The organism is Acutalibacter sp. 1XD8-33 (assembly GCF_003612555.1).
In the GTDB taxonomy this organism is placed as follows: Bacteria; Bacillota; Clostridia; order Oscillospirales; family Acutalibacteraceae; genus Acutalibacter.
In genome coordinates this window covers 38,650-62,512 of record NZ_RAZF01000015.1, presented here as the reverse complement: position 1 = coordinate 62,512, position 23,863 = coordinate 38,650, and the positions used below count along the sequence as shown (strand labels likewise).

33 protein-coding genes and 2 pseudogenes are annotated in these 23,863 nt (G+C 56.0%); 7 read left to right on the top strand and 28 right to left on the bottom strand.

Annotated elements, in window-relative coordinates:
* Positions 1-78 precede the first annotated feature (78 nt).
* The 12 genes from D7X94_RS11115 to D7X94_RS19220 all read right to left on the bottom strand — a co-directional run bounded on the left by D7X94_RS11115 (position 79) and on the right by D7X94_RS19220 (position 9,195).
* Positions 79-387, bottom strand: coding sequence for a TetR-like C-terminal domain-containing protein (locus tag D7X94_RS11115; RefSeq protein WP_147401710.1), 309 nt, complete (start codon positions 385-387; stop codon positions 79-81).
* Positions 388-521: 134 nt separating this feature from the next.
* Complete coding sequence (locus tag D7X94_RS11105) at positions 522-791, bottom strand: hypothetical protein (RefSeq protein WP_120427765.1); 270 nt, start codon at positions 789-791, stop codon at positions 522-524.
* Between the two features lie 200 nt (positions 792-991).
* Positions 992-1,195, bottom strand: coding sequence for a hypothetical protein (locus D7X94_RS18170; RefSeq protein WP_147401708.1), 204 nt, complete (start codon positions 1,193-1,195; stop codon positions 992-994).
* Between the two features lie 209 nt (positions 1,196-1,404).
* Positions 1,405-2,076: a tyrosine-type recombinase/integrase gene (locus D7X94_RS11100; protein WP_243111282.1), complete on the bottom strand. Its 672-nt coding sequence runs from the start codon at positions 2,074-2,076 to the stop codon at positions 1,405-1,407.
* Positions 2,077-2,406: 330 nt separating this feature from the next.
* Positions 2,407-4,791, bottom strand: a complete 2,385-nt coding sequence (locus D7X94_RS11090; RefSeq protein ID WP_120427764.1) for an FtsX-like permease family protein — start codon at positions 4,789-4,791, stop codon at positions 2,407-2,409.
* Positions 4,792-4,805: 14 nt separating this feature from the next.
* Positions 4,806-5,471, bottom strand: coding sequence for an ABC transporter ATP-binding protein (locus D7X94_RS11085; protein WP_120427763.1), 666 nt, complete (start codon positions 5,469-5,471; stop codon positions 4,806-4,808).
* Between the two features lie 186 nt (positions 5,472-5,657).
* Positions 5,658-6,683, bottom strand: coding sequence for a sensor histidine kinase (locus D7X94_RS11080; protein ID WP_120427762.1), 1,026 nt, complete (start codon positions 6,681-6,683; stop codon positions 5,658-5,660).
* Positions 6,680-7,369, bottom strand: a complete 690-nt coding sequence (locus tag D7X94_RS11075) for a response regulator transcription factor (RefSeq protein ID WP_120427761.1) — start codon at positions 7,367-7,369, stop codon at positions 6,680-6,682. The genes D7X94_RS11080 and D7X94_RS11075 overlap by 4 nt, the downstream gene beginning before the upstream one ends.
* 124 nt (positions 7,370-7,493) lie before the next feature.
* Positions 7,494-7,637, bottom strand: a complete 144-nt coding sequence (locus tag D7X94_RS19225) for a hypothetical protein (RefSeq protein WP_243111281.1) — start codon at positions 7,635-7,637, stop codon at positions 7,494-7,496.
* A gap of 136 nt (positions 7,638-7,773) precedes the next feature.
* Positions 7,774-8,166 (bottom strand): ATP-binding cassette domain-containing protein, encoded by a 393-nt coding sequence (locus tag D7X94_RS11065; RefSeq protein WP_243111280.1) that lies wholly within the window; start codon positions 8,164-8,166, stop codon positions 7,774-7,776.
* Between the two features lie 62 nt (positions 8,167-8,228).
* Complete coding sequence (locus D7X94_RS18780; protein WP_199715075.1) at positions 8,229-8,402, bottom strand: hypothetical protein; 174 nt, start codon at positions 8,400-8,402, stop codon at positions 8,229-8,231.
* A gap of 184 nt (positions 8,403-8,586) precedes the next feature.
* Entirely contained in the window at positions 8,587-9,195 is a 609-nt protein-coding gene (locus tag D7X94_RS19220; protein WP_243111279.1) for a hypothetical protein, read from the bottom strand.
* Positions 9,196-9,281: 86 nt separating this feature from the next.
* Here D7X94_RS19220 and D7X94_RS19520 point away from each other — a divergent pair.
* The 5 genes and pseudogenes from D7X94_RS19520 to D7X94_RS11040 form a co-directional block, all read left to right on the top strand.
* Positions 9,282-9,476, top strand: a pseudogene (locus D7X94_RS19520) (DUF6273 domain-containing protein); the annotation flags it as partial.
* Between the two features lie 18 nt (positions 9,477-9,494).
* On the top strand, positions 9,495-9,827 hold the full coding sequence (locus tag D7X94_RS11050; RefSeq protein WP_147401707.1) for a hypothetical protein: 333 nt from the start codon (positions 9,495-9,497) through the stop codon (positions 9,825-9,827).
* Positions 9,799-9,936 (top strand): hypothetical protein, encoded by a 138-nt coding sequence (locus tag D7X94_RS18490; RefSeq protein ID WP_158591003.1) that lies wholly within the window; start codon positions 9,799-9,801, stop codon positions 9,934-9,936. Before D7X94_RS11050 ends, D7X94_RS18490 begins: the two co-directional genes overlap by 29 nt.
* Entirely contained in the window at positions 9,936-10,112 is a 177-nt protein-coding gene (locus D7X94_RS18485) for a hypothetical protein (protein ID WP_158591002.1), read from the top strand. Before D7X94_RS18490 ends, D7X94_RS18485 begins: the two co-directional genes overlap by 1 nt.
* Before the next feature lie 617 nt (positions 10,113-10,729).
* Positions 10,730-11,023, top strand: coding sequence for a hypothetical protein (locus D7X94_RS11040; protein ID WP_120427758.1), 294 nt, complete (start codon positions 10,730-10,732; stop codon positions 11,021-11,023).
* A gap of 54 nt (positions 11,024-11,077) precedes the next feature.
* Here D7X94_RS11040 and D7X94_RS11035 read toward each other — a convergent pair whose 3' ends face one another.
* The 16 genes and pseudogenes from D7X94_RS11035 to D7X94_RS10970 form a co-directional block, all read right to left on the bottom strand.
* A complete protein-coding gene (locus tag D7X94_RS11035) occupies positions 11,078-11,521 on the bottom strand; it encodes an S-layer homology domain-containing protein (RefSeq protein WP_120427757.1) in 444 nt (147 codons plus the stop codon).
* Positions 11,476-11,847 carry a hypothetical protein gene (locus tag D7X94_RS18775; protein WP_199715073.1) on the bottom strand — a complete coding sequence of 124 codons (372 nt, stop codon included), beginning with the start codon at positions 11,845-11,847 and terminating at the stop codon, positions 11,476-11,478. The genes D7X94_RS11035 and D7X94_RS18775 overlap by 46 nt, the downstream gene beginning before the upstream one ends.
* A 69-nt stretch (positions 11,848-11,916) precedes the next feature.
* Positions 11,917-12,384: an ECF transporter S component gene (locus D7X94_RS11025; RefSeq protein WP_330558204.1), complete on the bottom strand. Its 468-nt coding sequence runs from the start codon at positions 12,382-12,384 to the stop codon at positions 11,917-11,919.
* 53 nt (positions 12,385-12,437) lie between these two features.
* On the bottom strand, positions 12,438-13,427 hold the full coding sequence (locus tag D7X94_RS19215; protein WP_243111278.1) for a cyclophilin-like fold protein: 990 nt from the start codon (positions 13,425-13,427) through the stop codon (positions 12,438-12,440).
* A gap of 23 nt (positions 13,428-13,450) precedes the next feature.
* Positions 13,451-14,278 (bottom strand): ABC transporter permease, encoded by an 828-nt coding sequence (locus D7X94_RS19210; protein WP_243111277.1) that lies wholly within the window; start codon positions 14,276-14,278, stop codon positions 13,451-13,453.
* A gap of 33 nt (positions 14,279-14,311) precedes the next feature.
* Positions 14,312-15,793, bottom strand: coding sequence for an FtsX-like permease family protein (locus D7X94_RS19205; RefSeq protein ID WP_243111276.1), 1,482 nt, complete (start codon positions 15,791-15,793; stop codon positions 14,312-14,314).
* A gap of 74 nt (positions 15,794-15,867) precedes the next feature.
* Positions 15,868-16,548, bottom strand: a complete 681-nt coding sequence (locus D7X94_RS11005) for an ABC transporter ATP-binding protein (RefSeq protein ID WP_330558203.1) — start codon at positions 16,546-16,548, stop codon at positions 15,868-15,870.
* A gap of 55 nt (positions 16,549-16,603) precedes the next feature.
* Entirely contained in the window at positions 16,604-17,116 is a 513-nt protein-coding gene (locus D7X94_RS19200; protein ID WP_243111275.1) for a hypothetical protein, read from the bottom strand.
* The gene (locus D7X94_RS19195; RefSeq protein ID WP_243111274.1) at positions 17,100-17,864 is read right to left on the bottom strand and encodes an AMP-binding protein; all 765 of its coding nucleotides are present in this window, start codon (positions 17,862-17,864) and stop codon (positions 17,100-17,102) included. Before D7X94_RS19195 ends, D7X94_RS19200 begins: the two co-directional genes overlap by 17 nt.
* Entirely contained in the window at positions 17,749-18,900 is a 1,152-nt protein-coding gene (locus tag D7X94_RS10995) for a carcinine hydrolase/isopenicillin-N N-acyltransferase family protein (RefSeq protein ID WP_243111273.1), read from the bottom strand. Before D7X94_RS10995 ends, D7X94_RS19195 begins: the two co-directional genes overlap by 116 nt.
* A gap of 315 nt (positions 18,901-19,215) precedes the next feature.
* Complete coding sequence (locus D7X94_RS10990) at positions 19,216-19,533, bottom strand: class I SAM-dependent methyltransferase (protein ID WP_120427756.1); 318 nt, start codon at positions 19,531-19,533, stop codon at positions 19,216-19,218.
* Positions 19,534-19,547: 14 nt separating this feature from the next.
* Positions 19,548-19,760, bottom strand: a complete 213-nt coding sequence (locus D7X94_RS19190; protein WP_243111272.1) for a hypothetical protein — start codon at positions 19,758-19,760, stop codon at positions 19,548-19,550.
* Between the two features lie 124 nt (positions 19,761-19,884).
* Positions 19,885-19,953 (bottom strand): annotated as a pseudogene (locus D7X94_RS19875) (S-layer homology domain-containing protein); the annotation flags it as partial.
* 148 nt (positions 19,954-20,101) lie between these two features.
* Positions 20,102-20,722 (bottom strand): LysE family translocator, encoded by a 621-nt coding sequence (locus D7X94_RS10980; RefSeq protein WP_158591001.1) that lies wholly within the window; start codon positions 20,720-20,722, stop codon positions 20,102-20,104.
* A gap of 1 nt (position 20,723) precedes the next feature.
* Complete coding sequence (locus tag D7X94_RS10975) at positions 20,724-21,578, bottom strand: DUF3737 family protein (RefSeq protein ID WP_120427753.1); 855 nt, start codon at positions 21,576-21,578, stop codon at positions 20,724-20,726.
* Between the two features lie 21 nt (positions 21,579-21,599).
* Positions 21,600-21,830 (bottom strand): hypothetical protein, encoded by a 231-nt coding sequence (locus D7X94_RS10970; RefSeq protein WP_120427752.1) that lies wholly within the window; start codon positions 21,828-21,830, stop codon positions 21,600-21,602.
* Positions 21,831-22,056: 226 nt separating this feature from the next.
* Here D7X94_RS10970 and D7X94_RS10965 point away from each other — a divergent pair, with 226 nt between their 5' ends.
* Positions 22,057-22,935, top strand: coding sequence for a LysR family transcriptional regulator (locus D7X94_RS10965; protein ID WP_120427751.1), 879 nt, complete (start codon positions 22,057-22,059; stop codon positions 22,933-22,935).
* 179 nt (positions 22,936-23,114) lie between these two features.
* Positions 23,115-23,855 carry an alpha/beta hydrolase family protein gene (locus D7X94_RS10960; protein ID WP_120427780.1) on the top strand — a complete coding sequence of 247 codons (741 nt, stop codon included), beginning with the start codon at positions 23,115-23,117 and terminating at the stop codon, positions 23,853-23,855.
* Positions 23,856-23,863: the final 8 nt, after the last annotated feature.

The following is a 23,863-nucleotide window of genomic DNA, read 5'->3' as shown; positions in this document are numbered from 1 at the left end:
TTGCTTATCTCAATCACCGTGTTGTCATACCCGACGCCGCAGTACAGAAACGACTGCCCGGAACGTAGCTTTGTCATGTCAACCTCTCTTTTTTGTTTGCGGAACCTCCGGCCTGGCTATATTCCGCATAATGATGTCTGCAATCTCCTCTATACTCTCCCGGCAGTCATTTTTCAGCCATTCCATCACCAGTGCGGTAATGCCGTGGAGGTAGAAGGTCATGGTGTAGTGCCTGTCCCTTTCCGGCACTTGAAAGCGCTCCAGGATGGGGGCAAACACCTGGCGGAACATCCCCTCACAGTGGCTTTGCAGCCTCAGCACGGCGGACTGCTCCACGGAGGCCCAGAGCACCCTTTTGCTGTCCCGAATGAAAGCAAGGTAGGGCAAAAGGTAGAGCGGTGCACCTCGGCCCGCTGGATATCTCCTTGACCGTGATGTACTGGAAGTCCTTCTCAGCCAGCAGGTCGATAAATGCCTCATCCAGCTTTACCGCTGTGCTGAAATATCTGCTCTCTGAGCGGTCATTGGCCCGGCTCCTCTTGTGTCCTGCGGCGGCTGTGGAGAATCATATAGACCGCCGCAACCACCAGTGCACAGACGCCAGCGCCAGTGACTGCATTCATCTGCCGCCGAAAGCCGCTGCTATTTTCTCCGAATTGGCTGATCATGGCGGTCTGTAAGCCCAGCAGAGACATAGCCGCTGAGATAAAGCTGACGGCCTTTCCCGCCAGCAGGATGGGGCTGCCCATCTTCCGAAAGCGATGGAGGTTCACCACAGACTGAGCCATCATATAACAAAGTATACATCGCCGAAGGATAAATGACAAGTCCCGGGTAGACAAAGCCGGAATTTGTCCGCACCATCAGCACCACCATACCACTCATGGGAATATTCAGCAAAATCTGCAGCCAGCCTGTGGTCTGATAGCAGCGCCACTCATAGGCGAGTGTGTCCACACCACCGGGTCGTTTTCGGTAACGAACGGCCAGATTATGCCTGCAGAGCGCCCAGCACCAGGTAGTAGACCGCCAGGGAGATAAACCAGGCAGTGGCATACCTCATCCCCAGCACGGTCCCGAACACTGTATACGGAAAGTTCACCGCCATGCCCTGGTACAGACTGATTTTTGCCCGGAACGCCCGGTCGTCCAAGAGTGATGCTGTGTCCCGGTGCTCCCGCTGGATAGCTCTCAAATCCTGAATGCATCATCATCGGAATTCTATAGGGCGTTAATGGGGAGCCTTTTTTTCTTGGAAAAAGAATAAAGACAAATCCGATTCCCCTAGATATTACTGGGATTCTCCGACTTGTCCTTATTATACCCTATGAACAAGCCCCCGAAAAACCCTGATATTTCAAGGGTTTCCGGAGGCCGTGTTGCAAATGTGTTACAGTTCAACCCTTAGATCGTGAGAAGTTCAACCGTTGCTTGAAGTTCTGCCAGCGTCTTATGATTGTAAACCCTGTTGCCGGTATCCTTGGAAACGTGGCCCATAAGTAAATCAATGCAACGGCGGTTTCCCCCGGCACTGTCCAGGCGGGTTTCAAAGGTGTGGCGGCATTCATGGGGAACGTGGGACATATTCAGCCGCTTCATAATTTCCCGCCAGAAAAGGCGGTATGTACTCACCGGCACATGGTCCCCCTCATAGCAAATCAGCCGGGGGCCAGCTTTAGCAAGACGGGCTTCCACAAGGGGCCTGATTTTGGAGTGAATCGGGACAATGCGCCCCTTCCCGGCCTTGGTTTTCGTGCCGCCCTTCATCGTCCCCGCCTGAAGGTCAACATCTTCCGGGGTGAGTGCCAGCAGTTCAGAGATACGCCACCCACTGTATACGAAAATCAGCACCGTGTCAACCCACGGTTCCCCGGCGTGTTGCCATAGCGTTTCCACTTCCCCAGGTGTGAACACCGTCCGGGATGTAGGCGGGGCCGCTGTGCTGGTGAGCAGATCGGAATATTGGCGGGTGATTATATCCAGTTCCAGAGCAAATTTGTCAAGGTGTGTCCATAGATTTTTTATGGCCCCCTGCGTGGAGTAGCCCCGCCCACAACCATCTATGGTATCTTGCATTTCAAACGCTTTGATTTCTTTATAGGGCCGATTCAATAGGGCTGAACAATGCTTGAATGCAGCCCGTAAACTGTCCTGATTGGCCTTGCCCAGCTTGGGGGCCTTCTTTTCCGTCCAGAGATCATAAAGCTGTTGCAAGGTGAGTTTTGCCCGGTCAATGTCCCATGGGTAACTGAGTAGGACGGATTTTGCGGACATTCAAAAATGAATGTGGAGGTAACATACAATGGCAAAGACGTTTTTTGAGGAACTGGGCGGCAAATACGAGCGGCAAGAAGATTACTTAATAGCATACCTCCTTTGCCGGTCATCGGTTCATTCCAGGCTGGGTCAGTCTGCCGCCTTGATCCGCTCCACCAGAGAGAGACTTCTGGTATAGCGGACCGCACAGGCGGAGAACACGCCCTGCACCAGAAGCAGGGCGGCCCCAAACAGCAACACCTGTAGCGCCGGGAAGTGGTAGGTGAGCGTTCCGAACATCCCAATCCGGTCGAATACCCGGCACACGGCCAGACTGCACACCGTCCCCAGGGTCAGGGTGACCAGCAGCGTGATCCCCACATAGTACAGGCACTCGAAAGACAGCATGTTGGACAGCTGCCGGTCGCTCATGCCCACGGACTGGAACACGCCGAACTCCTGCTGGCGGGTGAGGAGGTTGGTAATCAGGGTGTTGGCAAGGTTAATCAGGGAAAATGCAAAGATAAAGACCAGGATGCCGTAGTCCCGGGCCAGCTCTCCCCGCAGGCCGCGCTCCAGCTCGACGGCCAGGTCATCCAGGCCGGAGACCGCCACCCGCTGGTCGGACACGGCGCTGAACACCGCCCGACGCAGCTGGCCGCTGTCCCGCTCCGTGTGGAGATTCACATAGCCGGTGAAGTCCGAAATCTCAGGATAGAGGACGGACAGCTCCGCCTCGGGCAGAATGAAGAAATGAGTCGAGCTGCCGATCTGGACATCCTGCACGATGCCCATGACGGTATAGGTCTTGGATTGTCCGTTGTAGCAGGAGAGGGTCACAGTATCTCCAACCTGATAGCTGGTCCGGTAAATCTCGTTCAGCGCGCTGCCGGCGGGGCAGACCAGGATGCCGTCTCCGTCCAGCAGCTGCTGATAGTCCGCTGTTCCTTCCAGGACCCCGTTGCCTGCGTACATTTCCGCCATATCCTCCTGGGAAATACCCCTGACAACAAACGGCTCATGTTCGCTGTTGCCCGGAATGGCGCTGATGGCGGGGATCTCCACGCAGGTCAGGCTGTAGGCCGTGACATGATCTACGCCGGGCAGGGCGGCCAGCCCCTCCCGCAGAGTCTGTCCCAGGGGGTTCTCCTTCTGCATCTCCACAAATTCCCGGCCCGCGAAGTCCTCATATTGCAGCAGATACTGGCTCCGGTCCCCAAATTGGGACTGGGCCATTTCTTTTACATCCACCGAGTTTGCGTAGGCGGAAACGCAGAGCAGCAGAATCCCGGTCAGGCCCAGGGAGAGGGTGGTGACAAACGCTTTTTTCCGGTTCCGGGAGAAATTCATCCAGGCCAGACGGGGCATGGTCAGGCGGCGGTGGAGCTGCCTGGAGACGCTGGGGCCCTGCTGCCGGGAACAGGCGGTGGCGCGGATGGCCTCAATGGCGGAGACTTTCCCTGCCATTGCCATAGGTTTTCTGGTGGCAATCAGGACGGTGCCATAGGTCAGGAGGGAAACGACCACCGCAGACCGGAGATTGTCCCCCCAGGACCAGTAGCCGGGGACTGCAATCAGCACGATACCTGCTGCGCAAATCAACCCTAGTGGGATGGCGATGGCGGTCAGGAAGCGCCGCTCCCGCTTGACCACCCGCCCCAGCTGCCTGGGCGTGGTCCCCAGCACCTTCAATCGCCCGTACTCCCGCATTTTGCCCATGACGGAGATGTAGAAGATATTATAGATCACGATGGCGCAGACGGCGGCGATTAGGAGCGCCGCGGCATAGACCTCCATCCCGTTTCCAAGGTAGAGGTCCACCATGCCAAAATAGCTGGAGCTGTAAAAGGTCTGCTCCTCTGGAATACCCATTTCCGCAAAGAACTGATCAATGTCCGTCTGAAGCTGGTCCGGCTCCACGCCCTTGCTCCCGGCAAAGCGGAACCGCAGTTCATAGGGACTCTCCGCGTCTACTGCGGCCTCTGGAATCCAGACCGTGAAAATCCGTCTGCCGTTCTCCGCCTCCAGGATGCCCGTAACGGTATAGGACTTCTGACCGTCCCCTAGGTCCAGGGCCACCGTCTGACCCACCTCTTCCGGCAGGCCAAAATAACGGAAAAAGGCACGTTCCACACACAGCTCGTTCTTCTCCTGGGGATAGGTCCCGGTAATCGCGCCGTAGCCCATCAGGTCGATCATCTCCGGGCTGACATAGCTGATCTGCAAAACGCTGTCCTCATGGCGGGCGGTCCCCGCCTCCACGGTGCAGCCCCATTTTTCAAATTTCCCGGCGCCCACCAGCCGGGCAACCTCTTCCCGGGTCAGTCCGCCGCATCCGGCCTGATACTGTCCCAGGATACCGTCCAGGGTTTTCAGCTGCTGGGCGGAGTAGAGAAAGCAGAGGGTTCCCATGAGGGAGACGGCCAAGGCGATGGTGAGGATAACAAAGGCACTCCGGCGCTTGTCGGCTTTGATGCTGCGGCGAGCCAGCTTTTTCTCCACCGCGCTGGTGTCATTTTCAAAAGGCCAAGTCATAATTTGCCACCCCCTCAGTCTACGATCCTGCCGTCTTCGATCCGCACAATACGGCCGGCCAGCTGGGCAATCTCGTTGTTGTGGGTAATCATCACAATGGTCTGGTTGAACTGCGTGCTGGTGCGCTTGAGCAGGCCCAGCACATCGGCGCTGGTCTTGCTGTCCAGGTTGCCGGTGGGTTCGTCGGCCAGGACGATAGCGGGTTTGGTAATCAGGGCGCGGGCGATAGCCACCCGCTGCTGCTGTCCGCCGGAGAGGTTATTGGGCATATTTTGCAGTTTATCCTCTAGGGCCAGCATGTGTGTGATTTCGTGCATGAACCTCTGGTCCACCGTGTCCCCGTCCAGCTCTACCGGTAGGACGATGTTCTCATAGACGTTGAGAATGGGCACCAGATTGTAATTCTGGAAGATGAAGCCGATGTTGCGGCGGCGGAAGATGGTCAGCTCCTCGTCGTTCTTATTCGCCAGCTCGTCCCCCCGGACGATGACGCTGCCGGAGGTGGGGGTATCGAGGCCACCCATCATATTCAGCAGGGTGGACTTGCCGCTGCCGGAGGTCCCCACCACGGCCACAAACTCCCCCTGCTCCACCGAGAGGTTGACCCCATCCAGGGCGCGGGTGATGTTCGGCTCACTGCCATACTGCTTTTTCAGGTCGATGGTCTGTAATACGTTCATTTTTGTCTGCTCCTTTCACGGCTGTTTGCCCGTCCCGCAGAGATTTTATCTGTGTTTCCCCTGCCGGAGGCAGGGGAAACACGCTATTTCTGCGGACATTTTCGCCTGTTGCAGAGCGATTGTAAAATCCAAATGTCACAGAAATGTCCGAATTGGAGTTTTAAATGTGAATTTTTTGTGAACAGTTTATCGTCGGGGCAGGAACACGGAAAAGGTAGACCCCCGGCCGGGCTTCGAGGTCACCTTGATATAGCCGCCCTGTCGGGTGACGATCTCCCGGGCCAGATACAGCCCGATGCCTACCCCCGGCTGGTCGTGGACCTCCTCCGCCCGGTAAAAACGCCGGAAGATGGCGGCTTGCTGGCTCTCCGGGATGCCCTTGCCGGTGTCGGCCACATCCAGCTTGACGTACATCTCCCACTGCTCCACGGATACGCTGATCTTCCCGCCCGCCGGGGTGTACTTTACCGCATTGTCCAGCAGATTGAACAGGGCCTCCGCCGTCCACTTGCTGTCGTGGGAAACCCGCAGGTCGTCAGGGCACTGTACCTCCACAGAGATGCCCTTTTGCTCCGCGCCGTAGACGATGCCGCTCATGGCCTGGGCCAGCGTGTCCAGCAGCGGCACGTCCTTCTTTTCCAGGGTGACCGCCCCGGTCTCCAGACGGGAGGCTTTCCCCATGGACTGCACCAGAAATTCCAGCTTGTCCGTCTGGCTGCGGATGCCCTGTAGAAAGTCCCGCCGCTCCTGCTCCGTGACAGGCTTTGCCAGCAGGGTGTCCGTCACCATTTTCAGATTTGCCACCGGCGTTTTTACCTGATGGGAAATGTCCGACACCAAAGTTTGCAGCTCCCGCCGCTCCTCGTCCACCTTGCGCCGGTTTTCTTGAAGAATGTTATATAACCGGGAGAGGCGGTAGCTGATGCGGGCGAAGATGGTCTCACGGTCTTCGGCTCTGGCCGGCTCCTGGCCGCCGCTGATCATACTGTCCATGGTCCGGCACAGGTCGTTGGTAAATTGGGACAGCCGTTTGGCGAAAAACAGCGTCAGCAGGAACAGCCAAACCAGCGCGCAGGCCGTCAACAGCGCACCGGCCAGCAGCACCCACCCCTGGCCCGTCAGGTTGGAGAGGAGGAAGGAAAGGGCCAGCATGGAGATAGCCGCGCCAACTTCCACCAGCAGGAACATGGTCTTGACTGAAATGCGCCTCATTTCCGCTCACCCCCTGTCCACTGATAGCCGATGCCGTAGATGGTCTTGATATAGGTATCGCCCTCCGCCTCGATCTTGCCCCGGATACGGCTGATGGAGGTGGTCAGGGTGTGCTCGTCCACAAATTTCTCGTCCACGTCCCACAGACGCCCCAGGAGCCGCTGCCGGGTCAGGACCTGGCGTGGATTTTTGCAGAACAGGTACAGCATTTTGTACTCCATGGGAGAGAGGGTGAGCGGTTTTCCGTTCAGGGTGGCGGACTGCTCCGAGAAGTCCAGAAACAGCCTGCCGTCGTCGTAGAGATCCTTTGCCGGTTTGTGGTGCTCCAGCATGGCGAACATGGCGCGGATCTTCCGCTGCAGGGCCTCGATGGAGAAGGGCTTGGTGATATAGTCCACCGCCCCCGCCTCATAGCCCCGGAGCTGGTCGCTCTCCTGGTCGTTGGCGGTGAGGAAAATCACCACAGTGCTGGGATGTTCCGGCTTGATTAGTCTGCACAGGTCATAGCCGTTGCCATCCGGCAGATTAATGTCCAGCAGCACCAGGTCATATGACCTCCCGGCCAGCAGATCGGCGGCAGTCTTGGCGTTCAGGGCCGATGTGACATCCCATCTATCGGAAATCAAGTTGTAGGCTAAAGTTTTATTCAAAAGAGCGTCGTCCTCGACAATCAGTATCCCTTTCATGGCCCAGCCTCCTTTGGTGATAAAGGCAGTATAACAGATAAATGTCCGCGAAATGTTACAGCAGCCTGTTTTTTTGAAAAAAATTCTGCCCGAGCGATCCTATCCGCCCAGGCAGAAAATTGTTTCAGAACATACCCACCAGCCCGACCAGCAGGAGCATGACAGCGGGCACAATATATTTCCGCAGGTGGTGCCAGAGGTCGCTCTCAATCTTCCATCCCCGGATGGGGCAGTACCACTCCAGCAGGACGGAGCCGATTGCGCTCAACAGGGCAAAGGAGACCGCTGTCATAACATGGAGGGGAATAACTCCACCAACCTGAATTTGCCAGCTGCACAGGAAAATAATACTAGCAGCCAGATTGCAAACAAAGATGAACAGGCAGTAGGGGAGGCAGAACGCCTTACCCTGTCCTGGCAGAAACCGAACCGCCCGCTCCAGCGCCGGGTCGCAGGACAGAAGGATGCGGATTGGAGTAGTCCTCGAAGTGAAGGCCCCGCACCAGTTTAGCAACATCTGGCAAATCTTTTTTGTGCGCTGCCGCCACATAGGACAGGTACTCCCGAAAGGTGAAATATTGGAAGGAGTTGTCCTCGGCAAAGACGGTGTACCGCCGCAGCTTGAAGCCCTTGTCCCGGAAGCTGACCGTCTGGCCGTTCAGGCGGATGCCGTCACAGCGGAAGCCCTCATGGAGACCGGACAGGGTTTTCAGAAAGGTGGTCTTTCCGGCCCCGTTCAGGCCAATCAGTCCCACCACCTCATGGGGGTGCAGCTGGAGGGAGAAATCCGACAGCACATTCTTTCCCTCGCTGTATCAGGCGCTGAGGTTTTGCAGCTCCAGGATGTTTTCGCCCACGGTCAACTCCCCCGCTTATCGTTCTTTGCCTTTTTCCAGGAGACCCAGGCGGAATACCCGAAGGCCGCCCCCATCAAGACGTAGAGCCCGGCCCACTCCAGATTGCCGGACACACCGCTGACGACCGCCGCCAGCCAGATCAGAGCCAGGATGCCACGAATATAGACATGACGCATAACAGTTTCCTCCTTGAAGCAGTGCTTCCTTTGATGTATCTGCATCATAGCAGAAAACCGAGTACTGTGCGGGAATATCCGTAAACGGCAGGTTTTTGACCGCGAAAAGGGGCTCTACCCACAAAGGAAAGTGCCCCGATCAATTGGTTTTATCAATCTGCTTTTCTGTTCTTGTGATGATAAATCACCAACACAAAAGCGAAGGAAACAAGCTGCGCAGCCATGATCCGGACAATTTGTAATTCGTCTGCGCCCGTTGAAGAAACGACATGCAGCATATTGGTGGCAACGGAATTATTGAACAGACGCCAATCTCGCAAAAGATGCCGACAAACAGGCCCATTCTCAGCTCGGCCCCTTGCAGCCGGTGGGCGCAGGCGGCAATCAGAACCGCCTCTAGAGCCATCCGGTAGAAATCCGGCGCACGGAGCAAGGACAGCAAAACCGTGAGAACCAGCGCCCCGGCCAATATGCCGGAGAGCAGCAGAAACACGTCCGTCATCAGCGATGTGCGCCGCTTTGCACAGCGGGTCACCCGCCCGGTGAACAGGTCCACACAAGTCTTTTCCGAGCGGAGGACGATGATCTTTATCCCCATCCGTTCCAGGACGGGGATGGCGGTGTCGTAGATGAAGTCCCGATGTTCAGGCACTTCGCCGGAGATACCCTTGTAGAACATCACTTCGCAGTAGACTGCCTCGTCCAGCGGCTCACCATGCTTTTTTGCTAACAAAATGGTGGCCAGCGAGTCCTTGTCAAAGCTGACCGAGGCGATGCGCTTAGGCAGCTCCATGGTCACCGCTCCTGCCGGGAAATTTTCTTTTTGGAAGCTGCCGTTTTGCCGCGCTTATCCTCTGCCTTGCAGTCAATCCCCGTTACTTGGCAGCCAAAGGCTTCCAGCTCCTTCTGAACACAGCGTACACAGTAGCTTGTTTAAACGGCGTTCCCACAAAATGGTGGACTCGGAGCCCTTTTGCCTCTACAGGGGTGAGAAACCAAGTTTGGTATATTGGAGTTAAAAATGGCGCAGACGATGAAAGTTACGATGCTGAACTTGGTATCCGCCCGACCTTCATCCTCCCGTCCGCGCTCATGGTCTCCAATAGCGGGGAGGTCACCACCAACCAGCCGCCTACTGTCCCGTCCAGCATCACGGTGCCCTCCACGGTCTACGGCGGGAAGCCTGTCTCTATATCTTGGGGGGGCAGCACGGATCCGGACGGGAACCTGGAGGGCTACAGCCTGGAGCGCCAGGTGGACAGCGGCGCCTGGGCGGAGGTATATAGCGGCCCGGAGCTGAGCTTTACGGATACCATCACCAAGGGCTGGGAGACCGTGGCCTACCGGGTCCGGGCCCATGACAGCCACCCCTGTCTGGGAGGACTGCATCGCAGAGATGAAAAGCGGACTCAACTATGTTTTTGAAAACGAAACCGCCCAGAACGGCTTCGCGTTCAGCTTCCGGGTGAACGTCTCCCGAGGGGAGAGCGGCCAGGGCGGGTACATCACATCCATACAAGGAGGGTTTCAGTAATGGGATTGAACCGGTTTCAGAGGGGGAGCACAGAAAGCAGGCCCAAGACCCGTACGGAGCTGGAGGCGAAGAACCAGGCCCTGCGGGCAAAACTGGCCAGCCTGGAGGCTCAGCTGGAGGACACCCAGCTGGCCCTCTGCGACGTGTACGAGGCCATGCTGGGAGGTGAGGGATAATGGCGGCGGTCTATGCGACCCTGATCATCAAGGACAAGAAAATCCGGGAGCAGGTCCGGGAGCGGGTCCGGGAGATCCTCTCCGACCTTGAGGTGGATGCCTGACAAGGATTGACAAAATTTCCCAGAATGGTATAATAAAAACACCCCCATTTTTGGAGGCGGAGGACGTTGTTGCATACGAGTTGGAGATCCCAACTCGGGCGGTTAGCTCATCCCCAAAGAGGTACATACCTCGGGAAAGGGGGTGATTCATCTCTCTGAGTGAACACGAAGGGAGGTGAGGCTTTATGGGACGAAAGCTGCTGCGGTTTGCAGTGTGCTTACTGATTGCCCTTGTGGTAATCATGTACTTAGCCCCAAAAGCGTGTTAGCCGCCCGGCTAGGCCCCGGACGGCTAACTTTATTAGCTGAAAGGTAAGAGCTAACCGCCATGCAACAGCGCCCTCTTTGCCTGTATTATACCCCAATCTATGGAGTTTGTCAATGATAAACTCCAGCAGACCGCCAGCTTTCTTCCTCTGCGGAAGTCTCCCGGCGGTCTGCTTTATATCATATGCTCCGACTTTGTCAAGTGGCAAGGCCGGGGCTTTCATTTTTCATGAGAGGTGAAAGCCAATGACTTTGGAGAAGTTCCTGGCCTGTTCCGGCGGCGGGATCTTCCTTCTGCTGACGCTCATCCAGATAGCCCCTATCCAGGTGAACCCCTGGTCGACCATCTCTCGGTGGATCGGCAAGGCCATCAACGGCGAGGCGCTGGCCGAAATCGACGCCTATGAGCGGTTCTGCGAGGATCACCCAGATTATCCTAACAACAAGGCCGTGATGGCCATTGAGAACATCCGGGAGAACTACAAGGAACTGCTGAAGAAACATGATTTTTTGCAGGAAGGAGAAGCACATCATGAGTAACAGCGCTTTAAGCTGCAAGCGGCTGGTCAGCCCCAACCGAAACAGCCCTAGGAATCACAAAATCGACACCATCACCATCCACTGCGTGGTGGGCCAGATGGGGGTGGACAGATAGTTATGGAGGATGGCCGCCACCTGGGCGCGGGTCGCTGTGCCTTTGGGGTCAAAACGGTTGTTGCCCACGCCACTGATGATGCTGTTGGCCCTGGCCCAATCGACGGCGGTGCCCGCATAAGTGCTGATGCTGGATTCATCGGCAAAATCGGGCGCGGTCGCTGCCGGGCGGCCTTCATACCGACACAAAATGGCAACGATCTGTTCCCTGGTTACCGGGTCATCGGAACCAAACACCCGGCTGCCATAACCACTTATATAGCCGTTATTACTGGCCCATCTCGCGGCGCTGTTGTAGTAGGCACTAGCGGGAACATCGGAGAAATCTGCCAGGCCGTCTACCTTTGGACTTCCTGCCGAGCGGTACAGCACCGCCGCCAGCATGGCGGGCTGTGTGTGTCATAGGGCCTGTACACCACCGGGCAGTTCTCCTTTAGGGGCAACAGGACTTCCTCCAATACACGCTCCCGGTCGACATTTCCACCCGGCTCGGCAAAGCGTTCCGGTGTCCTCTGCTCGGGCCGGAGGAAGAAGTCGTCCATATGTACCACTGCCGCGCCCGTTTTCTCCTGAAGCACTCTTGCGAGAGTGGTATTTCCCGAGCCGCACCTCCCATCGATTGCTAATAGCACGGGCTGTTTTGGGGGCACTTGAATAAACGCACGAGGCCTTTCGGCGGCAGAATACACGTCAGTTTTCAGCTTTTCCATTTCGTAGACCCCGTTTCACCTTGAAAGGCACCAGCCCCGTGCGGCCCAAGGCAAGCATGATTATCGGGATCAGCATAAGCTGGGCGATAATGCCGGGAATGGCGTTAATAAATGCCCCAGCGAGGAACATATGCACCGAGAAACCCCAGCTGGATGGTCTGCACGAGGCCCCACACCACGCGCCCGGGCAAGCATGGCAATAACCAGGCTGCGGTACAGCGCCAGTAGACACTTCCATTTGGAGAGGGAGTAGAGCAGCCCGGCCACCAGGCCGTAGGTCATCAGCTCGAAGGCCATGCCGGTGGCGGAGGGGAAGAATACCGGCATACCGAATATGGCTGACCGCAGCAGCGGCAGCACAAAGCCCACTATGGCCCCGCTCTGCCAGCCGCACACAAACCCGCACAGCAGGACGGGGATGTGCATAGGCAGGAGCATTTGGCCTATCTGGGGGATCTGGACGGTGAAAAAGGGGAGGATCAGACCGATTGCCAGGAACATGGCAGACAGGACGATGTTTTTGGTGATGGATTTCATGATGCTTGGCTCCTTTGCTAATAAGTTCATGCTTTTAAGATTATATAAATTCTCTATCCTACTGAAAATGTGATCTCGACGTCCCCCTCGCCCAAAATATCCTTGAGCTCCTGCTGGGTAACACCCTGCACCTTCCCCAGCTGGGTAAAATTCCAGGTGTTCACATCATAGTACACGGTGACAGAGTTGCCCTGATACAGAATGATGTCCCCCGGCTCGGTGGTGATCTGCTCATTACTTTCCGGCAGGCTGGTTGGCAGCGGGCCAATCTTCTCAAAATTTCCATAGTCGTGCATCTGCACGGTGACAGGCCCCTCCTGGAGCAGCTCCGCAAAAGCCTGGGCGGAGGTGTTGTCCGCAAGCTCCGCTGTCAAGTTATGCTCTTCGATTTGCAGGTTTATCATGTTGCTTTCCTCCTGTTCTTCTGTTGTAATCACGGATGTTTGGGATATCTCTGGCTCATTCGAACCGGGTGCGATACGCACGATTTTATTCCCCCAGCCCTCCAGCACCGGGTTATTCTCCACCGCGCTGACGAAATCCTCTGTCGCGTCAAAATAGCCCACCGGAGTATACTCTCCGCTCACCTGCGCGTCACCATAAAACAGCACAATGCGGTTGGGCTCGGAGTAATAGACCTCACCGGCCCTTTCACTGGTGACGTTCTCCGGGTTCGAGGGAATCTCATACCGGCTGGGGATGTCGTAATACTGCATGACCTCCCAATTTTCGTAGTCATCGTAGTGGTAGATGGGCAGCCGCCAGTCGGCAGTACCCACGTGCCGGGCAATGGCTGCGGCTGTGTCATTGTCATATAGGTGCAGGGTGAAGGGAGCGCCCTGGTCGCCAAAATTGACGGTGAGGCTTGTGGCGCTTTCTGCCTCCGGGACAGATTCAGCGCTGGTCTGCGGCTGGCTGTCTGCTATGGAGGAGGCCGGAGTCGTAGTTGAAACAGGAGCGGAACGCCTGTTTTCTGTCTGTGAACAGCCCGCCAGCACCAGAGTGCAGAGGATCAGGCAAATAAAGAGAAGAACTTTTTTCATGTTGGTTTTCCTTTCCAAATAAATTATTCGCTTATAAGACTTGTCAAAGCAACCCGCCTGATTTTCCCCGCCGCCAGCCAAGCAAACCCGGCGAACAGCAGGGTAACGGCCAGAACCGGCAGCAGGGTGCCCCTAAAGCTCACGCCGGAGGCAAAATTGCTGATGCCCGCCAGCTTCATTACTGTGGAAACAATGGGGGTGGTCAGTAACCCTGAAAGGACAACACCCATCGTCGAGCCAAGGAGGGCGGTTACCCCAAAGCGCAGGGCAAAGGTCAGCCGCTGGACAGAATCGGCAAAGCCAATGGCTTTATAGATGGCGATGTCCCGCTGTTCTGCCGACAGAACACGGCTGCCGGTCAGTACCGTGACCACCAGAATAAACACCGCCGTGGTAACGTACATTGCCGCCACCAGTGCCCGCATAGCCGCGATGATGCCGAACAGTCCGGGCCAGGTATTTTCGTGGACATGGACGTCCCCGCCGAACCTTTCTTCCAGCGCCTGGGTGATGGCAGCTTTTTGGCTGGGGTCACCGAGGAAGTAGTGCCAGCACCAGATGCGCGGGTCGTCCCGGCCAATTTTCAGGTATCCTGATTGACTTAAGCCTACGTTGGCGCCCATGTCGTTGGCGCAGGAATAGATGCCGCTGACGGTGTATTCGTCGTTTGACAGGTCGCCCCGGACGGTAACCGTATCGCCAATAGCCACACCCAGGTCGCTTGCCACAAACTCGGTCAGAACGATTTCGTTATCGCCCATGCAGGTACGGCCCTGCAAAATATGAAAGCGCCCCGGCTCCGAGATGGCGTTGGCGGTGTAGTCCACGCCGTTGACGCTGACGCTGGGCATGGCCAGCAGGTAGGTGTCGGTGATATTGCTGTATTAGCGAACAATTTCCGCCGCCTGTTTTATAGAGGATTCGCCAAACATCTGCACCCCGATATCGTGGTCGGCGGGGTTGAAAGCGTCCATCATACCCTTGCCGTCCGGGCCGAGCCAGGCGCCCATGCAGCCGATCATGGCGGCGAAAAAGGACAGCAGGACTGCCACGGCCAGTGTGCCCAGATACATCCTGCGTCCGGTCAAAAGCTGTCGCATGGCCAGGCGCAGAGGGAGCGTTTTTTCAGTGATTTGCACGGCTGGGCTGCTGCCTAGGCTTGCCGCTTCCATCTCGCCGCGAATAACCCTCATGGGGCTAATTGTGCCGATTTTCCCAGCCCGCCAGTAGATGAATCCGCCCAGCAAGAGGATGATATCACTAAAGCAGAGAGCAAACAGCCCTATAGGGAGAACGGTCGGAATACGCAATCCGGTGGTGGTCAGGGTCGCCGCGCTGACAACAGAGCTTATGGGGACAGTCAGCAGTAGGCCAAGTACCAAGCCTACAAGAATTGCTATGCCATACTGCACCAGCAGCACCATGCGTAGGTCAGCGGTGGTGAGGCCAATCGTCTTGAGGATGCCCATGTTCTTGTATTCGACGCGTATGGTGGCGGAAATGCTGTGCCCTGCTATAACCAATACTGCGATGAGAAGTACAACCGCAAATGCCAAAAACAGCGCGGAAAAGGCGTTTTGCAGCACCAGCATGAACCCGGAAATCGCCTTCCGGCTGTGGGAGAACTCCGTGAAATCTGCAAGGCCGGTGCGCTCGTTCAGGATGGCGCTCAACTCGGTGGCAAGCAGGTCAGCCGAAGGGAAAATGTGGAGCATGGCTCCATTCCGGGCAAGCGCGTCAATACCCGAACTTTCGATGGTATTCAGTGCGGCGCGGTAGTCGCTCTCGCAGACAAGAAAACCTTTCATGCCGATCATGCTGCTACCCATCACCGGGTCTTCATAAAAGCCCGCCACTGTCAGCGCCATATCCCGCCCGGAGCGGGCGATGGGAAAAGTGATCTCGTCACCGATACTCAGCCCGAACGTTGACAACAGCGAGGGGGAAACGTACACTTCCCCAGGTCGGATATTTTCGGGCGCGGGTTGATAACCGGACAAATCATCAGCGAAAAAGCGGTAGCGCTCCCGCTCCGGTTCGTAGAGAATGAGCTGTCCCTCGCTGTCAGACTCCTGCCCCAGGGCGGTGTAATTGGTGAACACCAACAGTTGGGTTTCTACCTTGCCTATCTCGTCAAGATTGGTTATTTCTGTCGACAGGCTTTCCGTATCGGCTTCGCCGGACACCCAGGCTGTCAACGCACCAAAGCCTGCCTGGGTCAGTCCGGTTTCTTCATGGGCGGCGTTGGCCCACAGGGTCAGCACCGTGCCGGTAACGGTAGCGGTGAGTGTAATCAGCAGAAATATGCCCAAAAGCGCACCCCAGTGGCGTTTCAGCCCGGCGCGTATCAAAATGCGTTTTTCCATTTAAATCCTCCCCTAATAAAATTTTTCATGCAATGAAAAATTGAAGAGTTCAAACGCGCCAGCGCTTGAACTCTTCACCACCCCAACTCTGAAAGCCAACGGCTAATCTTTGTTTCCCGCTCTTTTTCATCTTCTGCACGGTAGGTGGGCAGGCCCAGTTCATCCAGGATTTTTCCGTCCTCCAGGTAGAGCAGCCGGTTCCCCCGCAGCGCTGCCCGCAGGTCGTGGGTGACCATGAGGATGCTCTGCCCCTGGGCGTTCAGCCCGGTCAGCAGGTTCATGACCTCTTGACTGTTTGATTTGTTAAGCGCGCCGGTGGGCTCGTCCGCAAAGAGTAGGGCGGGCTTGTTTATCATGGCCCGGGCGATAGCGGCCCGCTGGGCCTCGCCGCCAGAGACCTGGTTGGGCAGGCGGTTTTTGGCGCTGGCAACATTCATCTGTTCCAGCAGGGCATGGGCGAGGGCGTTCACGTCAGCAGATTTTCCCGCATACCCGGCAACAGCCACGTTCTCAAAGAGGGACAGGTTGCTCACCAGGTGAGTCTGCTGGAACACAAAGCCGAACTCTTTAGCCCGGAGCGCGGCCATTTTCCTCTCTCTCAGGCCGGTAATGGGCTGATTCTTGAAAAATACTTCGCCTCCGGTCAGGCTGTCCATGCCGCTTAAACAGTACAGCAGGGTGGATTTTCCCGCGCCGGAGGAACCCATGATTACAGTAAAATCTCCGGCGTAGATGTCCACGTCTATGTCCTGCAAAACAGGAGTTTCGCCATACTTTTTGTCAGGTTTTTGCCCCTGAGTATCATTTCCTTCATCCCGCAGCCCGCCACCTTCCTGCGTCATTTTTCACGATAAGCTGTTTCTTGCCGGTGCGCGGGTCGGGGAGGATCTCCTCCACAAACGTCACCTGGAACCGAACATATCCCAGCCCCTTTTCTTCCAGAATCCCCCGCATTTGCGCGGTTAGTTCCGCTTGAATCACGCTTTCTGTCCCCTGAGAGGTTTTCTCCGCTATCATGACGAAGCTGTCCCTGCAGGTCTGCTGGAACTGATAATCCCGCAGGCCCTCCCCGCAGAAGCCCTCTATGGCGAGGGGGTGAAGGAAATCCCGATGACCGAAGCCATCTTCAAACCAGAGCATATCCTCGCAGCGGCCCAGGAGCCCGACGGCGCGGGTGAAGGGGCTTTCTTTCGTCGGTTGCGCCAAGGTCAAAGAATCGGAAATTTTGTAGCGGATGAGGGGTTGTGCGAAGTTATAGAGGCTGGTCAGGTACATTTCGCCGTCTATTGCCTCCACCACGTTCAGGTCATCGAACAGGAGCATACCGCTGCCGTCGTCCACCCCCCAGAGCCAGGGACTCGCTGGCGCCGTACACATTGATGACCGCCCCGCCCAGCACTTTTTCCAAGTACCGTCGCAGACCCGCGCCCAGAGGTTCCCCGCAGGAGATTACCCGCATGACGGACAGCTTCACCCGGCCCTGCTCCACCAGCTCGCCTAAAATCTTGACTGCCGACGGATAGCCGATGATGATGTTGGGCTTGAACTTGTTCAGCTCCGCCACCCACTGCTCCAAGGGCTGCTTGATGTCCAGGTGGATCTGAGCGGCCCCTACGCCGTCAATGCCGTCTCCAACCGCCATAGCCCTACCGTATCGCCCATCGGTGGCGGCAATATAGGCGATGCGTGGCCCAGCCCCCAGCAGCTTCACGATCTCTTTCATAGACATTCCCCACAGTGCCACCCGGATGATGCCAAAAAGCATGGTGCGCCAAGCGGTCTCGTCGTACACGAAATAGCCGGGCCTGCCGGTGCTGCCGGAGGAGTGAACCACATGGTACTTACCCTTGTAAGCGCTTCTGTCGGCGGCGGTTTCGGCGTCAAAGTGGCGAAGCTCGTCTTGGGTCAGGTCGGGTACGGTGATAAGCTGGTCGAAGTTGTGCAGGAGTATTTGCTTATCCATCACAGGGAGCGTGGTCAGAGGCGCGGTGCGGATATTGCTCTCGTCGATGCCAGCCCTTACAAAAGCCCGGTGATAATAGCTGGAGTGCCGGAAAGCGTAAACCAGCATTTTCCGCAGCTTCTTCGTCTGATATTTCTTCATTCGGACCGGGCTCATGCGCTCGTGGCGTTTGAGCCTTGCGAGTTCCAGCAATAATTTCAATCTGTTCGATATATGAAAGCTTATAATATAGCTGAAAAGTATAGTTTTCAGCATGATTTTCCCGATGATAGTACCGGGCGGTCAAATTTTCCAGGTCAAAGACCACGCTCCACTCGGTGGACTCAAACTCACCAAAATTGTCCTTGCTGACACTGTCCAGCGCGTCCCGGACTTCTTCTTGATTCATAGTTTTATGGTTAGAGAGCGTGTCTATCAGTATGTCATATCTCTCATGGGATTGAGCTGTACCAATGCCGTTCTTCTTTCCCTCTGCCATGTAAAAGTTGGTGACGATAGGCGTTTCCACCACAACCATTTCGTTGTTCACCCACTCCACCACAACGCTCCGGCCCGTGTTGTCGGCAATCGCAAAATGCATCATGTAGCCCATGGAGGCGTGCATATCGTACTGAGCAAGCAGGTCGAGGGCTTCATTCACGGTAGCGGCTCTGTCCAGCAGCAGGCGGATGGCGGTGGTGGTAGTCAGACCAGGCTTGCCGGTGTTTTGGTCGATGGTGGCGCTGTCCTGGATCATATTTACGGACACCGCCAGACCCTTTTCGTTCATGCCGTCCAGGGGTGCATAGAGGCAGATAAGAGCCTGAAATTTATCTGGAAGTTGGGATAAGTCCACGCCGCTCATGCCAATAAAATCCGTGTTGACGGTGGAGACGGATTTGTACCCGCTCTCCGGAGCGGATTGGACGATCATGGCATTGCAGGGTTCCCAATCGAAGTTGCGGCCAAAGAGATAGCCGCCCTCGGTATTCTGAACAGAAATCGTACTGCACCCAAAGAGCAGGTCGCCCAGGGAGATGTTTTCCTTTACCAGCGAGGTGAGGTACTGTGCAACCCCGCCGTCGGATGCGGCCCCGCCTTGGGCGAGAAACTGGTCAAATCCGGAATCGCCCTCAAAACGGATGGCGGAGAGGCCGTCCTCCAACTGTGTGACTTCAAGGGTGGGTACAGTGATGGGTTCCGCTGCCGCAGAATCGCCGGAATCAGTGGGGACTAAACTGTTTGCAGATTGCGGGGGTCTGCTTACATTTGCGGAACAGGCGGCAAGCCCTAGAAGCAATGGTATCAAGAGGAATAATCGTAAAACTCGTATTCTGATTCTCCCTTCTCCGAAAGTTTGTAGATTCTGGCAACAGTATCCCGCGTGTGATCATGGATCTCTTTTTCCTGGACAAACCCAGCTTGCTGGAAAAGCTCCCCAAAAACCGGATGTAATAGTTAACGCAGTTCAAAAGAGGCTTTACCTCTTTTGAACCAGGCGGCGTAGCAGCCCAACTATAAAACCGGTATCTACCGGTTTTATAGTGCGTTTACTATAGTACACGGCCCAAATATCCCGGTCGCGCTTATTCTGACTTTCGATAAGCCGTTGTATCACCTTCTCGAATACTGGCTTTCCAAACGGATTGTAAAAGTAGAACACGGCGGCATAGCCGTCAAAGTCTGCGGCGTTAGCATGGATGCATCCCACATTAAGCTGCAATTTGCGCATATTCTTCCGAGCTATGTTCAATAGGCGTTCGTCCAAATCCAGGCCATCCATTTTGGCATATCCCAATTCTGCGGCAACCTTCATGCACATACCGCGAGTTGAGAATCAACTCGACCGCAGCCCACGTCCAGAAAAGCGGATTTGCTGGGTGTTACTGGCACAGCCTGGAGTATGCGTTTCATATGATCCGCGTCGGTCATGCTGTAACCGTGATATTCGTCTGTGTTCTTTTGCAAATCGCCCACATAGACCATGCTGAGATCCAGGCCGTGCAGCCGTTCCTTTGATCCCATTCCTCAACGCCCAGGCTACAGCCTGTTCGTAGTAGGCGCCCTGGGGCACATCCGAAAAGCCGTGAGAGCTGCTCGGAGCAGGAGAGTTGTCCATCCGGTGCAGGACGGTTGCCAGCATGGCGCGGGTTATGGGCGTGCCGGGGGAGAATTTCCCGCCGCCGGTGCCCGACATCAAGCCGTTTTTGAAACATATCCAACCGCCTGGGCGTACCAGGCAGAGGAGCTAACATCGGTGAAACTTATGGCAAATGCGGTCTGCCCCAAGCTACACAGTATTGTAAAACTCAAAAGAGCGCTGAGAACTTTTGTATATGTCTTTTCATGTGATTTCTCCTTTCCTGCTAGTGGAATATACCTATAAATATGCGGACAAATATCACCAGGCTGAATCCCAGCAGCACACCACCAAAACACTTCTCTATCGTCCGCAAGCTATACTTCTCCATTTTCTTTTTTATCGCAACAACTCCCGCTGACAAGGTGAACCACCAGAGATAAGTGCCGATAAACACGCCGGTTACCAGAAATGTTCCGTCCATCGCCCCCATCCCTTCCCCCAATCCAAACCAGGAGAACGCGAACAGGAAGGTCAGAATTGCCGCTGGGTTCGTGATGCCCACCGCGAAAGAGGACAGGAACAGCTTTACCCCTTGAGGGCTCTGGGCTTTAGGGGCGTTTGCGCTGTTTGTCTTTAACAGCAACCCCAATCCCATCGCCAGGATAAGCGCTCCGCCCAGTAGGTTGATGATGGTCTGATGGGCCAACAAAAAGTCGGAAATAAGCGAAAGTCCGAATGTTCCCACACAGGCATATAAGCAATCCGCCACCGAGGAGCCAAGCCCAGTCAGCAGCCCGGACCGCAGACCGCTGCTATATGCCCGCTGGGCTGTCATAGCTCCCACGGCCCCGGCAGGCACGCCGAACAGCAGGCCAATCAAAATGCCGCGAAACAGGTAGCCCATGTCAGGCGCAGTGGCATTGGCACTGCACGATGATCTCGCCCTGAGAATCTTTATCGTCCCGGATGATCTCATCCACACAGGGTACATAGATATGCCCGGAGAGCGGGTTCTTGATGCTGACGATGGGCGCGGTCAGGGTGGCTTCCACCTCCGACTTCTCAAAGCTCAGATCGGTGTCGATCATTTCACAGTCAATGAGTTTGAGGCCCTTGCAGTAGCACAGGGGCTGGGTGCCGATGATCTTGCAGTTGATAAACGTGATGTTTTCGCTGTACCAGGCCAGGTACTCGCCCTTGACCGTACTGCCCCTTACAGTGATATTTTTTGCGTGCCAGAAGGCGTCTTTTGTGTCAAAATTGCAGTTGTCGAACTCTGAATTTTCGATGTACTGGAAAGAGTATTTGCCTTTGAGGGTCACGTTGTCAAAGTGCAGATCGTCGGAGCGCATCATGAAATACTCGCCTTGCACAGTGGTGTCCAGCATTTCCATGCCGTGGACAGACCAGCCGAACTCCGGGGAAATCACGTCGCAGCCACGCATTTTGATGTTGGCGCACTCCCGCAGAGCTTTGATGCCGTGGAGCTTGCTGTGGGCAATTTCCATGTTCCGGGAGTACCAGATTGCGGCGCGGCACATCTCGGTCATTTCCGCCTCGGTGATTTTTACACCATCGTCATGCCAGAAGGGATAGCGCAGATTGAAGAAGCAGTTTTCCATCTCCACATTGCGGCTCTCCTTCAGGGCGCTTTCGCCGTCGGCTGGGCCGTCGAAGCGGCAGTTTTTCAGCAGCAAGCCGTCGCTGTTATAGAGGGCGCGTTCCTCGTCAAAGGTCTTGTTTTCAATGATTTGCTTCATGATGATATCTTCCTTTCTGCGTCAAATATTGTTTTTCCTGATTTGATAGAGCAGATAATCCAGGCAGTCGATACGCTTCTGTTCCCGGTGCATAGCGTCCAGCAGCAACCGGCGGTGCTGGTTCAAAAGGCGCAGGCCGGCCTGCATCCTGTCCTGCTCCAGGTCTTGCATAAATTCCCGGATGCACTTTTCCTCGCAGCCCGCGTCCCGCAGGTTCTGCTCAATGGCTTCTCTCGTCTGATAGGCTCCCATTTTGCCACCCCCTTGCTTAATGGGCCTATTATAATCCGCTGAAACCGGAAAAGCAAATGCTTTGATGCTGTATCACGGTATGCTTGACAGGTATAGCACTTTCTGCTATGATAAAATGCACACGGGGTATGCATTCCAAGTTTTTCCTCGAACCGTGAAACGGTTCGCTTTTCTCCGAAAAGTTCGGGAAAAACTCTTATGAATCAATTTAAGGGAGGAAACCTCAATGGAACTTCGCGTTTTGCAATACTTTCTCGCCGTGACCAGGGAGCAGAATATCCTGCGGGCGGCGGAATCCCTGAACCTGTCCCAGCCCACCCTCTCCCGGCAGATACGAGACATGGAGGCGGAGCTGGGCAAGCAGCTTTTCATTCGGGGCAGCCGGAGCATTACCCTCACCGAGGAGGGCATGATTTTGCGCAAGCGCGCCGAGGAAATCATGGAGCTGGTGAAGAAGGCCGAGGACGAGATCGCTTTGGCGGAGGAGCCTGTTTCCGGGGACATCACTGTGGGGGCCGGGGAGACGGACGGCCTGCGGGTGCTGGTGCGGGCTATACAGGCCCTGCGGGAGGAATGGTCGGGGGTGCATTTCCATGTGGTCAGCGGGGACAAGTGCTCGGTCATTGAGCAGCTGGACGGCGGGCTCATCGACTTCGGCGTGGTGTTCGGGGATTTTGACAAAATTAAATACGAGTATATCCAGATACCCTGCCCGGAGCACTATGGCGTGCTCATGCGCCGGGACGACCCCCTCGCCGGGCAGGAAAGTATCGATCCCAAGCAGCTGTGGGACAAGCCCCTGATCCTCTCCCGTCAGGCCATGTGCGACCAGGACACCAAAGAGTGGCTGGGCCGCGACCAGAAAAAACTGAACGTGGTGGGCACCTTCAACTTGCTCTATAACGGTTCCTTGATGGTGGAGGAGGGCATGGGTTATGCGCTGTCTTTTGACAAGATCATCAACACCAGCGGCGACAGCAAGCTGTGTTTCCGGCCCCTCTCCCGGCAAAACGACTCGCCTATGTTCATGCTGTGGAAGAAGTATCAGGTGTTCACGAAAGCGGCGGAGAAGTTTTTGGTGAAGCTGCGGGAGCTGGAGGAATGAGGCGGGTTTTTGCTGTGCTGGTTTCGCTCTGCCTGTTCAGTTTAAGCGGTTGTGCCGCGCAAAAGGCCCCGCTTGAATCCCAGCCGGAGTCCCGGCAAGAGCCTGTTTCCTCCATGGAAACACCTGGAATGATCGAATCAGCCGAGCCAGAGAAAACACAAATTGAAGGAGAGTGCAAAATGGAAATTTTGACTTTTAAGCGCGATGACAAGAAAATCTATGGTGAGCTGTACCTGCCAGCAGGCGAGGGGCCATTCCCGGCAGTTATTATGGCCCACGGCTTTGGCGGGCAGTGCGCCCATAACCGGCCCTATGCGGAGGTTTTTGCCCAGAATGGTATTGCCGCCTATATTTTCGATTTCATCGGCGGGGGCAATGACATCCAGAGCGATGGCGAAACCACGGAAATGTCCGTACTCACCGAGGCGGCTGACATGGCGGTGGTGCTGGGGGGCCTCACGGCTATGGAGCAGATCGACAGCCAAAACATCTTCCTCGCCGGTCAAAGCCAAGGCGGCTTTGTGGCCTCCTATGTGGCGGGCACCCAGCCGGAGAAGGTGCGGGGGCTGGTGGCTATTTTCCCGGCCTATGTTTTGCAGGACGACGCGAAAAAGCGCATGGAGGGCCGGGAGATCCCGGAGACCGAGGAGATCATGGGCCTGCTGCTGGGGCGTATCTATGCCGAGGACGCCATGTCCTTTGACATCTACGATGTGATAAAGAATTACCCCGGCCCGGCGCTGCTCATCCACGGCACCGCCGACCAGTTGGTGCCCATCGAGTATTCCCGCCGGGCGGTGGAGGTGTTCCCCTCGGCGGAGCTGGTGGAGATCGAGGGTGCGGGGCACGGCTTTTCCGGCGCAGACGAGGAGCGGGCTATCCGCTTGTCGCTGGATTTTGTGAAGAAGAGCATACAGTAGGTAAAACG

Bases quoted from the DNA above. Each gene is read 5' to 3' on its own strand.
- D7X94_RS11105 (WP_120427765.1), bottom strand. From the start codon at position 791: ATGATGGCTCAGTCTGTGGTGAACCTCCATCGCTTTCGGAAGATGGGC.
- D7X94_RS11100 (WP_243111282.1), bottom strand. From the start codon at position 2,076: ATGCAAGATACCATAGATGGTTGTGGGCGGGGCTACTCCACGCAGGGG.
- D7X94_RS11090 (WP_120427764.1), bottom strand. From the start codon at position 4,791: ATGACTTGGCCTTTTGAAAATGACACCAGCGCGGTGGAGAAAAAGCTG.
- D7X94_RS11085 (WP_120427763.1), bottom strand. From the start codon at position 5,471: ATGAACGTATTACAGACCATCGACCTGAAAAAGCAGTATGGCAGTGAG.
- D7X94_RS11080 (WP_120427762.1), bottom strand. From the start codon at position 6,683: ATGAGGCGCATTTCAGTCAAGACCATGTTCCTGCTGGTGGAAGTTGGC.
- D7X94_RS11075 (WP_120427761.1), bottom strand. From the start codon at position 7,369: ATGAAAGGGATACTGATTGTCGAGGACGACGCTCTTTTGAATAAAACT.
- D7X94_RS18780 (WP_199715075.1), bottom strand. From the start codon at position 8,402: ATGCGTCATGTCTATATTCGTGGCATCCTGGCTCTGATCTGGCTGGCG.
- D7X94_RS19220 (WP_243111279.1), bottom strand. From the start codon at position 9,195: ATGGAGCTGCCTAAGCGCATCGCCTCGGTCAGCTTTGACAAGGACTCG.
- D7X94_RS11050 (WP_147401707.1), top strand. From the start codon at position 9,495: ATGGTCTCCAATAGCGGGGAGGTCACCACCAACCAGCCGCCTACTGTC.
- D7X94_RS18490 (WP_158591003.1), top strand. From the start codon at position 9,799: ATGAAAAGCGGACTCAACTATGTTTTTGAAAACGAAACCGCCCAGAAC.
- D7X94_RS18485 (WP_158591002.1), top strand. From the start codon at position 9,936: ATGGGATTGAACCGGTTTCAGAGGGGGAGCACAGAAAGCAGGCCCAAG.
- D7X94_RS11040 (WP_120427758.1), top strand. From the start codon at position 10,730: ATGACTTTGGAGAAGTTCCTGGCCTGTTCCGGCGGCGGGATCTTCCTT.
- D7X94_RS11035 (WP_120427757.1), bottom strand. From the start codon at position 11,521: ATGCTGGCGGCGGTGCTGTACCGCTCGGCAGGAAGTCCAAAGGTAGAC.
- D7X94_RS18775 (WP_199715073.1), bottom strand. From the start codon at position 11,847: ATGGAAAAGCTGAAAACTGACGTGTATTCTGCCGCCGAAAGGCCTCGT.
- D7X94_RS11025 (WP_330558204.1), bottom strand. From the start codon at position 12,384: ATGAAATCCATCACCAAAAACATCGTCCTGTCTGCCATGTTCCTGGCA.
- D7X94_RS19215 (WP_243111278.1), bottom strand. From the start codon at position 13,427: ATGAAAAAAGTTCTTCTCTTTATTTGCCTGATCCTCTGCACTCTGGTG.
- D7X94_RS19210 (WP_243111277.1), bottom strand. From the start codon at position 14,278: ATGCCCAGCGTCAGCGTCAACGGCGTGGACTACACCGCCAACGCCATC.
- D7X94_RS19205 (WP_243111276.1), bottom strand. From the start codon at position 15,793: ATGGAAAAACGCATTTTGATACGCGCCGGGCTGAAACGCCACTGGGGT.
- D7X94_RS19200 (WP_243111275.1), bottom strand. From the start codon at position 17,116: ATGCTCCTGTTCGATGACCTGAACGTGGTGGAGGCAATAGACGGCGAA.
- D7X94_RS19195 (WP_243111274.1), bottom strand. From the start codon at position 17,864: ATGCTGGTTTACGCTTTCCGGCACTCCAGCTATTATCACCGGGCTTTT.
- D7X94_RS19190 (WP_243111272.1), bottom strand. From the start codon at position 19,760: ATGGGATCAAAGGAACGGCTGCACGGCCTGGATCTCAGCATGGTCTAT.
- D7X94_RS10980 (WP_158591001.1), bottom strand. From the start codon at position 20,722: ATGGGCTACCTGTTTCGCGGCATTTTGATTGGCCTGCTGTTCGGCGTG.
- D7X94_RS10975 (WP_120427753.1), bottom strand. From the start codon at position 21,578: ATGAAGCAAATCATTGAAAACAAGACCTTTGACGAGGAACGCGCCCTC.
- D7X94_RS10970 (WP_120427752.1), bottom strand. From the start codon at position 21,830: ATGGGAGCCTATCAGACGAGAGAAGCCATTGAGCAGAACCTGCGGGAC.
- D7X94_RS10965 (WP_120427751.1), top strand. From the start codon at position 22,057: ATGGAACTTCGCGTTTTGCAATACTTTCTCGCCGTGACCAGGGAGCAG.
- D7X94_RS10960 (WP_120427780.1), top strand. From the start codon at position 23,115: ATGGAAATTTTGACTTTTAAGCGCGATGACAAGAAAATCTATGGTGAG.